This window comes from Neolewinella persica DSM 23188 (genome assembly GCF_000373105.1).
In the GTDB taxonomy this organism is placed as follows: domain Bacteria; phylum Bacteroidota; class Bacteroidia; order Chitinophagales; family Saprospiraceae; genus Neolewinella; species Neolewinella persica.
The window spans coordinates 51981-68261 of record NZ_KB890421.1 but is presented as its reverse complement, the minus strand read 5'-3'; the positions used below and the strand labels follow the sequence as shown (position 1 = coordinate 68261).

Here is a 16281-nt window from a genome sequence, read left to right as displayed (position 1 = left end):
CTGTGGTTGTGATACCGTTCTTCTTATTGATCATCATCGAAGTTGCGCGTGATTTCTATCACAACTTACGAACAGGAGAAGGCCCTCCTATCGAAGGACTTAATTGGCATTTGGTTTTTACAGCCTCGGGCACGAGCTGCCTGGAAAGGCTTGCAAACACGTGCCATGGAGGATCATTTCATTGAATAATGAGTACCTGGAAGCGTCGGTTAAGGGATTATGTAAGGGGTAACCCTAAGCGTTCCCTGGTGCTGACTCTGAGTCTACTTGCATTTACCTGGTGGCTTTTCTGCCTGCCCCGCCCACTGTTCAACGATCCGCTGGCCACGGAGCTACTTAGTGCTGAGGGTGAATTGCTAAGTGCGCGTATTGCGGCAGACGGGCAGTGGCGCATGCAGGCCGCAGACAGTATTTCTGCTAAGTTGAAACTTGCCGTAGTCAACTACGAGGACCGGACCTTCCGGCAGCACTGGGGCATCAGTATAAAAGGTGTCACCAGAGCGATTCGGGATAATTGGCAGGCGGGAGAGATCGTTTCCGGAGGTTCTACGATCACGATGCAGGTGGCGCGTATGGCCCGGGGCAATAAGGCGCGAACGCTGGTGCAAAAAATGTTGGAAGCAGCCTGGGCCACCAGGCTCGAATTAAGGTATTCAAAGGAGGAAATCCTCCGTTTCTGGCTGGCCAACGCACCGTTTGGTGGCAATGTAGTTGGCGTGGAAGCCGCTGCCCGGCGCTACTACGCTCGTTCTCCCGCCGAGCTGTCCTGGGCAGAAGCAGCAACGCTGGCCGTATTGCCCAATAGCCCGGCCCTGATCCACCCAGGGCGCGCGCGCAGCGCGCTGCGCACCAAACGGGATGCGCTGTTGGACGATCTAGTTAAAGCAGGTCACCTCTCCCACGAAGAAGCGATGCTCTCCAAGTTGGAGCCGCTTCCCGATGCTCCTCACCCCCTTCCAAGGCGGGGAGATCACCTCCTGGAGAGATTGCGCAAGGGCGCGCCTTCAGGACGCTTCCGTAGCAGCCTCGAAGCGGGATTGCAAATGGAAGTTACCGAATTGGTCCGTCGGCACCAAGGCCTGCTTTCCGGTAATCAGATACACAATGTGGCCGCCATGGTGACGGAGGTCGCCTCTGGTAAAGTGGTCGCCTACGTTGGTAATGCACCTGACCTTGCACCTGCGTTCGCGCCTGATGTTGACCTGATTACTGCTGCGAGAAGCCCCGGCAGCTTATTGAAGCCCATGCTGTTTGCGCTGGCACTGGAAAATGGAACCCTTGCTCCCCGACAATTGCTGGCAGACATCCCCACAAACTTCAACAGTTTTCAACCCGCTAACTTTTATCGTGACCATGACGGAGCCGTGCCCGCTAAAGAAGCTCTGGCCCGTTCTTTGAACATCCCTTTCGTCTATTTACTGCGGGATTATGGTGTGCCGCCATTTCATGCTGCTTTGAAAAACTATGGCTTTCGGCAGCTGACCAACTCTCCTAACCATTATGGCCTGTCCCTCATCCTCGGCGGAGGGGAAATTACCATGGAGGAAATCAACGGTTGGTTTCTTGGCATGGCCCGTCAACAGCGGTATTTTTATGAACGGCAGGGGCAGTATTCGGCAGCAGACTTCGATGCGCCTTTACTCCTGGCCGACACCCCAGACCGACCGCCGCTGATGAATATTCAACGGGCTTCCGGCCCCATCGGTGCCGGCGCCGGGTACCTGACCCTGAACGCACTTACTGCCCTTTCCAGGCCAGACGAAACCGGCGTCGCTCACCGGTTCAGCTCACACCGGCGTATTGCCTGGAAGACCGGAACCAGCTTTGGGTTCAGAGACGCCTGGGCGGTGGGCTGTACGCCGGCTTACGTAGTTAGCGTATGGACCGGAAACGCAGACGGGGAGGGTCGGGCCGGGCTCGTCGGCGTACGAGCAGCAGCTCCGCTGCTGTTTCGGATTTTCCGGACCTTAGAAGGCCGGGCGCCGGAGGCGCCGCTATGGTTTGAGCAGCCATTTGACGACATGATAGAAACCAGTACCTGTGATATCAGCGGGATGCTCGCCGGGCCGGAATGCCCTGAAAGCAGGGAATGGCTGCCGGCTAAAGCGGAGCGTGGAAGGCAATGTCCCTTCCATCGGCGGATATTCACCACCGCCGATCAAAAATGGCAGATCAGGCAAAACTGTACCGATGAACAGCCCATCGTCAACGGATGGTTCGAGCTACCCGCCAGGCAAGCCTACTATTACGGTCGACGACATCCGGAGTACGTAAGTCCCCCACCCTTCCATCCAGACTGTTTAGAAGCAGCTGGCATTGCAGCTGATCAGCCAATGCAATTGATCTATCCGTATAGAAAAGGTGTGCTCAGTGCCTCGAAGAATTGGGAAGGAAAAACAGAGCCCTTCTTTTTCGAACTGGCGCATCGGAACACTTCTTCAAGGGTTTTTTGGCACCTTAATGATGAGTTCATTGGCCAGACACAAGAATTTCACACCATCTCAATTGAGGTTCCGGTAGGAAAACACTTGCTCACTGTGGTTGACGACAGTGGAAACCGGCTCGAACGGCGATTTGAAGTAAAGTAAACGTTAAATATCCGGACGCAGCTATTAAATTAAGCTTCGAAACAGCGTTGGGCATAACAAATACCAACACTTACACGAGTTCATCATACCAAATAAAATTTCTATTAGCCCTATCTTATAAGATTTATAGAAACATAGTAATATTTTTGTTTGCTTTTGTACTGAATTAGTCGTGCAAAATATTTCATGCGCATCTGCTTAAAGCTTACAAAGATGCTTGAATGTAGCATTTGCCAGGCGAATTTTCGCTCCCTATATTTGTATTATCAATCGGGTAAGAGACTACCTGAGTAATTGAAAAGTCAGACCAAGTCGGCTTTTAAGCATTGCTCAAATCTTCCCGGTTCTTCCCATCGGCATGATCGACTTTAAGTTTTTTTTCAGCGGCTCCTTCTTAGGAGCCGCTGTTTTTTTTGCCCCAGGTCAGGTTCAATCGAAGCTATCCCGGGACAGGTTACTTCTATCTAAAGTGCGATCGGGACGACTCCTTTCGGTTAGTTGGCCTGTCGCTATACAGGCTCGAATAAACCAGAAGGGACTTTTAAAGGGCTTCAATAGAGGAACCCTAAAATGCAAAAGCCCAGCCATAAATGGCCGGGCTTTCCCAAATTAATGGTTTGGCGGAGGAAGAGGGATTCGAACCCCCGGTACCTTTCAGTACGTCGGTTTTCAAGACCGGTGCATTAAACCGCTCTGCCATTCCTCCGTTAGCGGCCGCAAAGATATGCAGCAAGAACATTAAGAACAAGCATTTTGCCGGAAAGAGTTGCAGAAATTTGCAGAAATGATTTTGACGGTATCCGACTTGAACACGAATCGTTTCAAACATATTCATCACTCCTTCGCGTTATATAACTGAATCTCCCAAACCAAGACACATGACTAAGATGCTGACTTACACCCTAAATGCCTTACTATTAGCCACCCTGCTCTTCTCCTGTGGAGGCCCGACGGCAGACACGGTTACTTCTGCCTCCGAAAGTCCGGAGGCCGTCAGTTCAGAACCGGCGCTCGATATTCTTGAAGAACACGAGATGGAAAAGGATGTAATAAAAGCAACTGCCGAGGCCTCTCCTGAACATATACAGGACAAGAAACTGCCTGAGCCCGAGGTATTGGACCCGACGCCTACCTCAAAACCTAAAGTTTCACCTGCCCCGCCAAGTAAACCAGCGTCCGATGCTACCCGAACGGAAGCCCCGGTAGTTAATCCGAAAACTCCAGCCTCCAGTGAACCAGTTGTACAAACGGCATCTGCGCCAATACCCGATAAACCTGAAGTCCCCACACATGACGTCTGGAATACTCTATTGCAGCAACACGTAAACAAAGCGGGAAACGTCAATTATGCTGCATTTAAAAAGGACGAAAGCAGACTCGATGCTTACCTCGCCGAATTGGCAGAAAATGCTCCGACAACAGACTGGACCCGCCGGGAAGGAATGGCCTACTGGATCAATGCCTACAATGCTGCGACCATTAAAATGATCTTGAAAAACTGGCCCGTCAAAAGCATTATGGACCTGCACGGCGGCAAGCCCTGGGACGTGAAATGGATTAAGCTGGGTGAAAAGACCTACAGTCTTAACAACATCGAACACGACATTCTACGGCCCCGATACAAGGACCCAAACATCCACTTTGCCGTCAATTGTGCGGCAGCCTCCTGCCCGCCGATCCCAAACATGGCTTTTACGCCAAGTAACCTGACTGGCTTGATGGAGTCACGCGCCCGCAACTTTATCCGAAATCCCGCCTATAACACCATCGGTGAAACAGTCGCCGTATCCAAAATTTTCGACTGGTATGCAGAAGATTTCGGCGATTTACGGGATTACCTTAATAAGTATGCTGCTACCCAGATTCCTGAAGGAACAACAATTGGATTTCGGGAGTATGATTGGGGGTTGAATAAGCAGTAGGGGCGCTTTGCTCAGGTTGCAGGGTCGCTTCGCGCCTTGTTGCAGGGGTTGCAGGGTCACTTCGCTCCGGTTGCAAAGGGTTGCAAGAGGCCTTTGCCTCATATTTCATATCAGACAAGCGTAGCTAGCTGCCAGGTACGGTAGCTGCAACGCGCCGAAGGCGCACTGCAACGGGAGCGAAGCGACCCCTGCAACAAGTCGCGAAGCGACTGCCCTGCAACGCAAATAAAATCAGCTTAAAAAGCAAAAGCTGACAAAAAAGGCAGCAAGAAATAGCAAACCAGGCTGATCAGCATAATTGAGATGAGGTTCATACGAAAACCTGCCCTGGCCATATCGGGGATGGTGAGGTAGCCAGAGCCGAATACAACGGCATTAGGTGGCGTGGCTACTGGCAGCATAAAAGCACATGTGGCCGCCAGCGTGGCCGGCACCATCAGGGAAGAGGCGCTAACGCCTAGTGGGCCGGCAGCTACTGCTAATACGGGCAAGAGCATTGATGTGGTCGCTACATTACTGGTGATTTCGGTCAGGAAATTGACGGCAGCTACTACCATGAGCGTAATTACCAGCAAGCCGATGGTTCCCGGCACACTGAGGTTCTCGGCAATATACTCCTTCAGTCCACTGGCATCGAACCCCTCCGCAAGAGCAAAACCTCCCCCTAACAGCAAAACTACTCCCCAGGGCAACTTCACGGCCTGCTTCCAGGTCAGTAATTGGGTCCCCTTTTCCCTGCCGGGTACAAGGAACAACGCTGTGGCACCTGCCATAGCGATGACGGTATCGTTTATGCCGGGAAGTATTGGGGAGAGTACTGACTGGCGGAATATCCAGGCTAATGCAGTAAGAGTAAAAATGACCAAAACCTTAATTTCTTCGCGGGTAATTTTTCCTTGCTCTTTCTGAAGACGACGTACCTCCGCACGTCCACCGGAGAAGGCCTCTGCCGAGAATTTGAAGGCTACGCGAGTCAGGTACCACCAGCAGATCACTAACAAAGCCATGGAGATCGGAAAGCCGATTTTGAACCAGTCCATGAACCCGATTTCGATGCCAAAGACCGTTTCTACCTGCCCCAACAATACGCCATTGACCGGTGTGCCGATCAAAGTAGCCATACCGCCGATGGAAGCGGAATAGGCGATGGCCAGCATGAGGGCTTTGCCGAAAATGGCGTTTTCATCCTTGGTCGTAGTTGGATCATCCGCTAATTGTTTCGCTATAGCCATAGCGATGGGCAGCATCATGACGGAAGTAGCGGTATTCGATATCCACATCGACAGGAAGGCGGTAGCGACCATCGCACCCAGAATGATCATCCGAAGGTTGGAGCCGATCAGGTTAATGGTGGCCAGGGCGATGCGTCGGTGCAGGTTCCAGCGCTCTACGGCCATTGCGATCATGAAGCCTCCCAAAAAAAGGAAGACAATATAATGGCCGTAGGGAGCGGTAGCTTCGGGTGCTGCCAGTACGCCGGTCAGGGGGAAAAGGACGACAGGCAGCAAGGAAGTCACGGCAATGGGAATTGCCTCGGTGGTCCACCATACCGCCATCCAAAGGGTGGTGGCCAGAACGGCTACCGCAGTGAATTCCATGCCGGCAGGCCGGAAGAAGAGCAGCAGCAAGGTAAAAAGTAGGGGACCTAGGATTAGTCCGATGCGTTGAGTGGTCATTCAGGTTGCAGGTTTCAGGTTGCAGGTTGCAGGTTGCAGGTTGCAGGTTGCAAACTACAAATAAATCGGATCTGGACCTCCGGCTCCTTCACAAGTATTTAGGTAGCGACACTTCAACTAACTCACCCTCTGCAACTCGTCTGGGCTTCCTTGATCTCCCAGCGCATTTCCTGGGCGCGGCCGCAGGTGCAAAGGAGGGCAAATAGCAGCAGGGTTAGTAGGATCGGTTTCATCAGGGGAAGATATGGACAACAATACGTTTAATGACAAATGAAGCTGGGTGGAAGCTTTCGGTCTAATAGCCAAGGGAAACCTATCTGTGTTCGCCATACTCCAAATTAAGGAGCGCTGTTTCTTCGTCAATTCAATTCTAAAGAATTACCCGCGATAATTTTTTACCTTGAATTCAGCTTTTCTTCTCACGCTCACCTATCCTTCCATGCAAACAAGGTTCATCCTACTAATCCTTATTTCAACCATCTGCTCAGCACTAAAGGCACAATCAACCCACGAACTTTGGTTCGACGAACCGGCTACAGCTTTCGAGGAGACCCTGGTATTGGGTAATGGCCGAGTCGGTGCATCCGTCTTCGGCGGAATGGAGAACGACAGCATTTTCCTCAACGACGCCACCTTATGGTCCGGCGAGCCGGTTGACCCCAACATGAACCCCGGCGCGCGCACTGCCCTCCCCGCCATCAGGGCCGCATTGAAGGCGGAGAACTATCGTTTAGCAGATTCCCTGCAGCGGGGCCTGCAAGGCAGCTTTTCCCAAAGCTATGCACCTTTGGGGACTTTACACCTTGCCTTTCAACACCCCCTGCACCCGCGGCCGCGCCAAAAAAAGGCCGTCAGTAACTACCGGCGTTCCCTGGACATAGACCGGGCCATCGTCACGCAAACCTATTCCCTTGCCGGTGTTGATTTTAGCCGGGAATATTTCGTTTCGCATCCCGACAAAGTAATGGTCATTCGCTTGAAAGCCAGTCAAACAGGCGCGCTCAGCTTTGATCTCGGCTTCACCAGCCAGCTCCCTCATACATTTGATCCGCTGAGTACCGACCTGGCCGTGAATGGCTACGCCCCCTACCACGCCGAGCCAAGTTACCGGGGAGATATTCCAAACGCCGTCCGTTTCGATCCCGCTCGCGGCACCCGTTTCACCAGCCGGTTCCGCATCAAAAGCTTCGATGGCCGCGTCTCCGTGGAAGAAGAAAAAATGCGGTTCATTGGCGGTACCGAAGCCATCATTCTGGTGTCCATCAGCACCAGCTTCAATGGTTTTGATAAAGATCCTGCCCGCGAAGGTCTGGACCATAAGCGCATCGCCGAAACACAGCTCCAACAAGCAGCCCAAAAGACAGTACACGAACTACGGACAAACCACCTGCGTGATCATCAGTCCTTCTTTCGCCGCCTTTCGCTAGATCTCGGGCCCACCAACGCCCCTGACCTTCCCACTGACGAACGCCTGAAACGCTACGGTACGGGTGTGGAGGACAAGAATCTCGAAATTCTCTATCTGCAATACGGGCGCTACCTGCTCATTTCGAGCTCCCGTACTCCCGAAGTCCCCGCCAACCTGCAAGGCATCTGGAATCCCTACCTGCGACCACCCTGGAGCGCAAACTACACCATCAACATCAACGCGGAAGAAAACTATTGGCCAGCTGAAGTCGCCAATCTGTCAGAAATGCACCAACCCATGCTCGGCTTTATCGAAAACGTGGCCAGGACCGGAGCGATAACTGCCCGTACTTTTTATGGCACCGACGGCTGGGTAGCCTGCCACAACTCAGATATCTGGGCAATGAGCAACCCCGTTGGCGATTTCGGCCAGGGAGATCCCAATTGGGCTAACTGGAACATGGGAGGTGTTTGGCTCAGTACCCACCTCTGGGAGCACTACCTCTTCACCCGCGATGAAGCATTCCTGCGAACCAAGGCCTACCCTATCCTGAAAGGCGCTACCCGCTTTTGCCTGGATTGGCTGACGGAAGGGCCACAGGGAGAATTGCTCACGTCTCCATCCACCTCCCCCGAAGCGAGATTCATCACTTCCGACGGTTACGCCGGTTCAACGCTGTACGGAGGGTCCGCCGACATGGCTTTCATTAGGGAGAATTTTGCCCAGACCCTGGCCGCCGGTGAAATTCTAGGCATGGATCCGGGGCTGCAAAGCCAGATCAAAGCCGCGCAGGAACGCCTCTTGCCCTACAAAATCAGCAAAAACGGCCACCTGCAGGAATGGTACCACGACTGGGAGGACCAGGATCCCAGGCATCGCCACCAAACGCATCTTTTCGGGCTCCACCCCGGGCATCATTTAAGTCCGGAGAAGACGCCGGAGCTAGCCGCTGCCAGCCGTAAGACTCTCGAGATAAAGGGAGACGAGACGACCGGATGGTCCAAGGGGTGGCGAATCAACCTGTGGGCCAGATTGTGGGACGGCAACCGTGCCTACAAGATGCTGCGGGAATTACTTCGCTACGTGGAACCTACCGGCAAAACCGGCGGACAAGGTGGCGGCACCTACCCCAACCTTTTTGATGCGCACCCACCCTTCCAGATCGATGGCAATTTTGGCGGTGCAGCGGCAATTCTGGAGATGATCGTACAGTCTGGCCCCAACGAGATCCGGCTGCTGCCGGCGCTGCCGGATGCGTGGCCGGAAGGAACACTCCGGGGGGTACGGACGCGCACGGGGCATGAAGTTGATATTTCCTGGAAAGACAATAAAATAACGGCTGTTACCCTTCACGCTTTTGGTCCGGGAAGCATTCAACTGATCACGGGAGCGTCCAAGCAAGAAGTGTTCCTTACTACGGGGTCTAATGAGGTTGAATTCTGAGGATATTACCCCTGCAACTCCTGAAATCTGCAATCGTACAACTTGTTTACCAAACCGCCCGTAAATACCGATAAGTAGCCACTGCCTTAGCCCGGGACAGCCGTAACTTAGCCACGTCCATCCGGGCCTTCAACAGTGCTTGTTCCCGTTGGTTAAGAACAAATTGGGTGCTTTCCCCCAGGTCATACAGTTCCCGTTCTGCTGCCAAAAGTTGTGCGGCCTGATTTGCCAAAATCTCTCCGGAATTAAGTTGCTGCAGGTATTGCCGGGAAGCCCCGTAATAGGCCCCGGCTTTTGTAAATAATGCCTGGGTTTTGGCGCCGAGTTTTGCTTCGGATTCCAGGACCTTCAATTCTCCGAGTTGCGCACCGGCACGGGCTTTACGGTTGAGTATGGGGTAGCTCGCCGTCAGGCCGAACTTATAGGCTTCGGCGAAGGGACTAGCATCCATTTCCGGCAGGGCGAAGCCATCGCCGAGCAGGTAATAACTTAGGTTCAGCTCCGGTTTCAGTTGTTCTCTCTTCAGGTCACGGGACAATGAAGCATCGGCCAGACTTAGCGCTAATTGCCGGATTTCCGGATGACTTTCTACCGTGCCTGGCGCGGGTAAGTTCACCAGAAATTCGGCGGGTAAAGTAACCGGCACTTCACCTTCGGTCATCGGCCAATACATTTCAGCCACTGCTTGCTGGGCCAACACCAGGTCGATTTCTGCCTGCCGCACCATCTGTTGTTGTGTCCCGAGATAAACTGAAGCTTCGAGGGTGTCTACCTCCGCCTTGTCTCCCTGTTGCAGCAAAACGCGGTAATTAGCCAGGCGTTCAGCGATGGTCGTTTCCATTTCCCGATTCAGGTCAAGCACCTCGACGGCGAAAGTCCACTGCAGGTATCGAACTGCCAGGTCGTAACGTAGTTCGTTTCGTATAACGTCTGCCAGCGCTCTTTGCCGGTCAACCGCCAACTCTCCGCGTTTCAGGCCGATGCGGGTGGCGTCGGTCATCAGGCCGCGAAGCAGGGGCAGCTTCAGGGCAAGATAGCCCTGCCCGGCAGACGGGATGGTTCGCTCAGCATTCAGGTAAGTTCCTTCTGCACGCTGGTAGCCACCGGCCACTTTAACGGCGAATGGGCTTTGCCACTCCACGGCTGCTTCGCCGTAGTCGAAGTACTCTGTCCCCTTAAAGTCCTTGCGATCGTAATTCACACTAAGTTTAGGGTCCAGGGCACCACGGAATTTCATCAGCTCCGCTGCACCTCTTTGCTCTACGGCGTCAGCAGCAGCAGCAAGCGGGTGATTGTTCAGTACCCAATCAATCGTCTGATCGTAAGGTAGATTTTGCGCGGCCGCAGGTGCAAGGAGAAGGCCAAAGAAAGCAAGGAAAAAGATTGGTTTCATTGATTAGTGTTCAGTATTCGGGAAGGAGTCTTATGGTTCCAGTTCTCAGGTTTCAGGATTCAGCGTTATGAGATTCAGAGACTTGAACACTGATAACTATACCTGGACCCTGAGGCCTGAATCCTGATTACTTAATTACCGTTTTAGCTGGTGCTTTAAACTTAACCCCTTCCTTAGACTCTTTCACGTAGCGATCATTTTGATAATAGTCTGGCGGGAAGGCGTTAAGTTGACGCCAAACCTCGTACCAAACGGAGACTTCGCCCAGTAGCGCGACGCCCTCTGCACCGGAACCCGGACGCAGTGCCTCGGGCCAGGGGCGACCATCTTTGGATGGACGAACAAGGACGCGGTAGCGGCCTTTGCTGTCGATAATGTTGTCAATGGCGACTACATCCCCACTAAAAGTGCCATAGGAAAGCCCTGGCCAACCGCTGAAAAAAACTGCTGGCCAGCCATCGAATAAGAACCTGATCTCCTGCCCTTGCTGCACCAGTGGCAGGTTGAACGGATCAACGAATAACTCGACGGCGGCCCGGAATCCCTTAGGCAGGATGGTTACGATGGCCTCTCCCTCCTTTACCGTTTCCCCGATACCCGGAGTTAGTATTTTACCGATGATACCGTCTTGTGGAGCGATGATGTGCGCGAAATCTCTACGAATCCGATAGTTAGTCTCCTCGCTGGCGAGCTTCGTTGCGTCCCCCACGCTACCGTAGTAGGAAGTAAGCGCACTTTGACGATCGCTCTCCGCTTTGGCAATCTTTCCCCGGTAAGTAGGTCCCACAGACTCAAGGGCAATTCGGGTTTGCTGTATCTCCGTTTTCGCCTGTTCCAGCTTGTTATCAATGGCTATTTTCTTAGCGAGAGCTTCCTGAGTTTTCAATCGTTTAGTTTCCAGGTCTGACAGTGATTTGAGGCCCCGGGCATTCAGCGTATCCGTCCGGCGCTCCTGATAGGCAGCAATATCGACTTGCACGATTTGCTGCACAAGGTCCGCTTCCAGTGTGGTTACGTATAGCAGGCTTTGCTCATATTTATTCTGGTACTCCCTAAGTTTCAGTTCCCGTTCCTGTTCCAACGATACTATCTGCCGGCTCAATGCTGCGGCCTTCGCCCGGTAGCCTTCGGCACTACTTGTTTTAGCATCGCGGATAGCCCCGGTACGTTCCACCAAGTCAGGGTCAAAGTAATCAGATTTGATCTCGCTGACCCGTGCAATAGTGTCTCCACGTCTTACGGTATCACCTTCAAAAACGTACCAGGCCTCTACCCGGCCAGGCAGCGTAGCGTGGATACTTTGAGGTCGGTCGGCCGCATCAAGTGCCGTCACCGTTCCTTTTGCCCGGAAGTTCTGCCGCCAGGGCATGAATATTATGATCAGAGACATGACAATGAAGACCAACATCCAGCGACGGTACATTCGCTGGCCATTAGGCAGGTCTACCTGTTCGAGGGCGGAAAGGCCCATCCCTTGTACATCGGACAGAACAGATTGAGGAGATAAATTCAGCATTGAAACAGTTATTTCGGGGAACGGGATTGAAAATTTACCGTAAAAGTCATTTGACAGGTTGGAGGGAGAGCCGACTATATATCAGGGCGGGATGCGACCCAGATGTCATTTGTAGCAGGATCGTTCAGAACAACGGAGGGCTTGTCGTCAAGCAAAATCTCTCCCTTCCTGAGCAACAGCACCCGGTCACATGCGTTTGCGACAAATGGATCGTTGCTGAGGATGGCTAGCGTCCACGGCTGTCGCCGGTCCGTAAGTTCCTGCATGATTCTTTTTCTGATGATTGGCTCCAGCTGATCCAGCAGGTTTCCAAGAACCAGCAAACGAGGCTTGCGTACAATAGCCCGGGCAAGCAGTAACCTTACCCGTACTGAGCGAGGCACGTTTAACCCTTCAGCGACTAATTCAAAATCGTATCCCTTGTCTTGTTCAGACACCCAGCCAGCAAGCTGCGCCACTCCTAAGGCCCACTGTATCCGGGCAAAATCTACATCAGGATGGCCCAGACAGATGTTGTCAATCAGGTTACCAGGAATAATACTTTCCTCCGGACTGTAATCCCCAATCACTCTGCGCAGCTCACTAAGTTTAAGATTACCCATTGGGGTTTCATTAAATGTCAGCAGCCCTTCATAGTCCGTATGCATGCCCGCCAAACACTGCACCAGCGTTGAGCGCCCAGATCTGTTGTACCCAGCAATACAGATTCGTTCGTTGGCCTCAAACCGGAAGTTCACGCCTCGAAGGGCTTTCATTCCTGTTTCAGGATAGGTGAATTGCAGGTCAGTGGCAGTAACCGTCATTCCTTTACCAGTATCGACGGCATCGAAAGAAAGGTCTCCACCCTCCTCCAACCTGAGATCGGTCACGTTACTGATTTTTTCCACCCCGGTAAGGGTGTCGTACACTACATCAAGAGAGAAAATGAGTTTTTCCGCGGAACTGAGGATGAGAAGAATAACGATTTCCGCAGCCACAAACTGACCGATGTTGATTTGATTGTCGATCACCAATTTACCGCCAAGCAAAAGGAAAAAGGCCGTAACCAGGGCCTGAAAAATAATCAACCCACCGTAGTGAAACAGCAAAATTCGAAAATGCGCTTTCCGTGCACCCAGATAGCCGGTTAGCAGGTCGTTCGTACGCCGCATGGTGAGTCGCTCACCGCCAGCGAGTTTAAAGGTGTTACTTGCCCGGCCAATATCTTCCAACCAACCAGCTACACGGTATTTGTACTTACTCTCTTTCAGGCTGGTATCCAGTCCAGCAGGAGCAATCAGATACATGATCAAAAAAAGCAAAATAGCTAACACTGCACCAAAAATGGCGAAAAAAGGATGATATAGGGAAACCAGCACCAGGCCAAAAATGATCTGCATAACTGCTCCGCTGAAATCCAATAAAATTTTTGGCAACCCCTTCTGGACCGTCACTATATCAAAGAACCTGTTCACCAATTCCGGGGGATAGTGCGCCTGAAATGCGGAGAGCTTTATTCTTGGCAGGCGATAAGCAAACTCAAAAGCAGTCCGGGTAAACAATCGCCGCTGTAGAGTTTCCGCGATCACGTATTGCATCACCTTTAGCGCACCGACCAAAACGGAGGCACCGGTGACTATTGCCACGAGGACCACCAAAGAAGCGTTAAACGTCCCTCCTGCAATCAAATTGATGATGGCCTGTACACCAAGCGGGCCAACCAAGGCAAGAACACCAATCAGTACGGCATACAAATACACATAGCCGATGTCTTTTCGATCCGGTTTCAGGAGAGCGAAAAACTTTCGTAGTGGTGGGGTATTAAAATTACTCATACATTTGAGAGATAAAGGTACTATTCTTGATAGTAATACTTTTAAACAAAAATAGTTTTACTTTCGTTCATACTTTATGGCCATTCAAGTCAGAATTCTTCCCGCACCACAATTATCCCTCAGAGATCCTCAGGATACTGAGTTGGGTCGCCGCATCCTCCAAACGTCCATCAAGCTACTTGATCAGTTGGGTCTGGAGGCATTCACCTTTAAAAAGCTCGCGGCCGAGTTAGGTTCAGCAGAAGCAAGCATTTATCGTTATTTCAGTAATAAGCACCAGCTATTACTGTATTTGGTAAGCTGGTACTGGGACTGGGTACATCACCTGGTCAATCGTGCAGTTGCTGGCAAGTCTACCGCAGCTGAGCGATTACGTGCCGCCATCAAGTCTTTGACCAAGCCTTTTGTAGCCAATCCTGAAGTCCCCTACATCGATGAACGGTTACTACATCAGGTCGTGATCAACGAAGGCTCAAAGGCCTATCACACGAAAGCCGTTGATCAGGAAAACAATAAGGGGCTTTTTCTTGGCTATAAGAGCCTGAGTAGCGAAATAAGTGTGCTCATCTTAGAAATCAAACCGGACTTCCCCTATCCACATGCTTTAGCGACTAATCTTTTCGAGATGGCGCACAACCACCCCTACTTTGCTGAGCACTTACCAAAATTAACGGATATCCACCACGGTGAAGACATCAGCAACAGCCTGGAGGAGATGTTATGGTTTTGGGTCGACAACCTGCTCCAGGCGAAATAACCATTCAGGATTTAAAAGATTTTTGAACCGAATGCCGAACAATCGGCCATGGTTGTTGTCTATTAAACTGATAGTTTTACTATCATTATGGCAAGTATAACGCCGCCAACAACTTGAAAAACATGTCAAAAAAATCTGATTCTCCATCATTGCTCGGCAATTGGAAGAATGACTTACCCGCTAGTATTGTAGTTTTCTTCGTCGCACTGCCTTTATGTCTTGGCATTGCCTTGGCAAGTGGGGCTCCTCTTTTTTCCGGCCTCATCGCTGGAATCATCGGCGGCATCTTAGTCGGTGCCCTAAGTGGATCCCATATTGGGGTTAGCGGCCCTGCTGCTGGTTTGGCAGCAATCGTTCTAACTGCCATTGGAAGCCTGGGGGGGTACGAAAACTTTCTGTTAGCCGTAGTTCTCGGGGGGGTCATCCAAATAGTTTTTGGTGTCCTCAAGGCTGGTGTCATTGGTTATTACTTCCCTTCATCAGTGATCAAAGGGATGCTTACAGGTATTGGCATTATCATCATCCTGAAGCAAATTCCCCATTTCTTTGGCTGGGATAAAGATCCCGAAGGTGACCTTGCCTTCTTTCAGTTTGACGGTGAGAACACCTTTTCTGAGATCATGAATGTCTTTGGAAACGTCAGCCCTGGTGCCACCATAATTGCTTTTCTGAGCCTGGGTATTCTGATTCTTTGGAGTGAGGTCCTGAGTAAAAAAGGAAAAATATTCACCCTTATTCAGGGTCCACTCGTTGCGGTTGCTCTGGGTATACTCTTCTACGTAACAACAAAAGGCCACGAAACGCTGGCCATCTCTAGCGAACATTTGGTACAGGTGCCTGTGCCAACAGATTTCTCCTCCTTTCTCGGCCAGTTTAGTCTACCCAATTTTGGTGCCATTACCAATCCAGCCATCTGGGTAACTGCCTTCACCATTGCTCTGGTTGCGAGCCTCGAAACCTTGCTTTGTGTTGAAGCCACAGACAAACTTGATCCGGATAAGAGAGTGACCCCAACTAACCGGGAGCTTCTCGCTCAGGGAGCGGGCAACGTGCTTTCCGGCATGATCGGTGGCTTACCAATTACCCAGGTAATCGTCCGCAGTTCTGCGAACATTCAGTCGGGCGGAAAAACCAAGGTCTCCGCTATTTTCCATGGTTTCCTGCTGTTGATTTCAGTTGTCCTCATTCCTGGGCTGCTGAACATGATCCCACTTTCTGTACTGGCTGCAGTACTCCTCATCGTAGGGTTCAAACTGGCAAAACCAAGCACTTTCAAAGCCATCTACCAAACAGGACCAAAGCAATTTATTCCCTTCATTGTCACCGTAGTTGGCATCATCTTCACGGATTTGCTCGTTGGCATCAGTCTTGGCATGATGGTAGGCATTGTGATTATCTTATACAAAAGCTACCAAAACTCCCACTTCCTGCACATGGAAGACAAGAGTAATGGTCGGCATCAGATCAAAATGACCCTGGCGGAAGAAGTAACCTTCTTCAATAAGGGGGCAATCCTCAAGCAGCTTGATAACCTGCCAGAAGACAGTATGCTCGAGCTGGATATTTCCAAAACCAGGTATCTGGATTACGACGTGATTGAAATTCTTGAAGATTTCGTTCAAAAGGCGCGGGACCGAAACATCGACATCAAATTGATTTCTGAAAAAGAGACAGTGATGAATCCTGACAGTTATCTCAGGTTCTTCAACTTACGTCCGGCAGTGCCAGCGCATTAGTAAACTATCAAGTATTAAGTAGGTGGCC

The 16281-nt window shown here is 51.5% G+C and carries 9 protein-coding genes and 1 tRNA gene; 5 read left to right on the top strand and 5 right to left on the bottom strand.

Annotated features, from left to right (window positions below):
• Positions 1-188: 188 nt before the first annotated feature.
• Positions 189-2588 (top strand): penicillin-binding protein 1C, encoded by a 2400-nt coding sequence (gene pbpC, locus B036_RS0106985; RefSeq protein ID WP_020567981.1) that lies wholly within the window; start codon positions 189-191, stop codon positions 2586-2588.
• Positions 2589-3206: 618 nt separating this feature from the next.
• On the opposite strand, the gene B036_RS0106980 is transcribed toward pbpC, so the two are convergent.
• Positions 3207-3294: transfer RNA gene (locus B036_RS0106980), tRNA-Ser, on the bottom strand.
• A 172-nt stretch (positions 3295-3466) separates the two neighbouring features.
• Here B036_RS0106980 and B036_RS33215 point away from each other — a divergent pair.
• The gene (locus B036_RS33215; RefSeq protein WP_020567980.1) at positions 3467-4510 is read left to right on the top strand and encodes a DUF547 domain-containing protein; all 1044 of its coding nucleotides are present in this window, start codon (positions 3467-3469) and stop codon (positions 4508-4510) included.
• A gap of 236 nt (positions 4511-4746) precedes the next feature.
• On the opposite strand, the gene B036_RS0106970 is transcribed toward B036_RS33215, so the two are convergent.
• The gene (locus B036_RS0106970) at positions 4747-6186 is read right to left on the bottom strand and encodes an SLC13 family permease (RefSeq protein WP_026231762.1); all 1440 of its coding nucleotides are present in this window, start codon (positions 6184-6186) and stop codon (positions 4747-4749) included.
• A 439-nt stretch (positions 6187-6625) separates the two neighbouring features.
• Here B036_RS0106970 and B036_RS0106965 point away from each other — a divergent pair, with 439 nt between their 5' ends.
• Positions 6626-9037, top strand: a complete 2412-nt coding sequence (locus B036_RS0106965; RefSeq protein WP_020567978.1) for a glycoside hydrolase family 95 protein — start codon at positions 6626-6628, stop codon at positions 9035-9037.
• Positions 9038-9083: 46 nt separating this feature from the next.
• Here B036_RS0106965 and B036_RS0106960 read toward each other — a convergent pair whose 3' ends face one another.
• The 3 genes from B036_RS0106960 to B036_RS0106950 form a co-directional block, all read right to left on the bottom strand.
• On the bottom strand, positions 9084-10430 hold the full coding sequence (locus B036_RS0106960; protein ID WP_020567977.1) for a TolC family protein: 1347 nt from the start codon (positions 10428-10430) through the stop codon (positions 9084-9086).
• Between the two features lie 127 nt (positions 10431-10557).
• Positions 10558-11946: an HlyD family secretion protein gene (locus B036_RS0106955; protein ID WP_026231761.1), complete on the bottom strand. Its 1389-nt coding sequence runs from the start codon at positions 11944-11946 to the stop codon at positions 10558-10560.
• A 74-nt stretch (positions 11947-12020) separates the two neighbouring features.
• Positions 12021-13760: a peptidase domain-containing ABC transporter gene (locus B036_RS0106950; RefSeq protein ID WP_020567975.1), complete on the bottom strand. Its 1740-nt coding sequence runs from the start codon at positions 13758-13760 to the stop codon at positions 12021-12023.
• A 76-nt stretch (positions 13761-13836) separates the two neighbouring features.
• Here B036_RS0106950 and B036_RS0106945 point away from each other — a divergent pair, with 76 nt between their 5' ends.
• Together B036_RS0106945 and B036_RS0106940 are read left to right on the top strand one after the other, a co-directional pair.
• Positions 13837-14517 (top strand): TetR/AcrR family transcriptional regulator, encoded by a 681-nt coding sequence (locus B036_RS0106945; RefSeq protein WP_020567974.1) that lies wholly within the window; start codon positions 13837-13839, stop codon positions 14515-14517.
• A gap of 122 nt (positions 14518-14639) precedes the next feature.
• Positions 14640-16253, top strand: a complete 1614-nt coding sequence (locus B036_RS0106940; RefSeq protein ID WP_044102042.1) for a SulP family inorganic anion transporter — start codon at positions 14640-14642, stop codon at positions 16251-16253.
• Positions 16254-16281 lie beyond the last annotated feature (28 nt).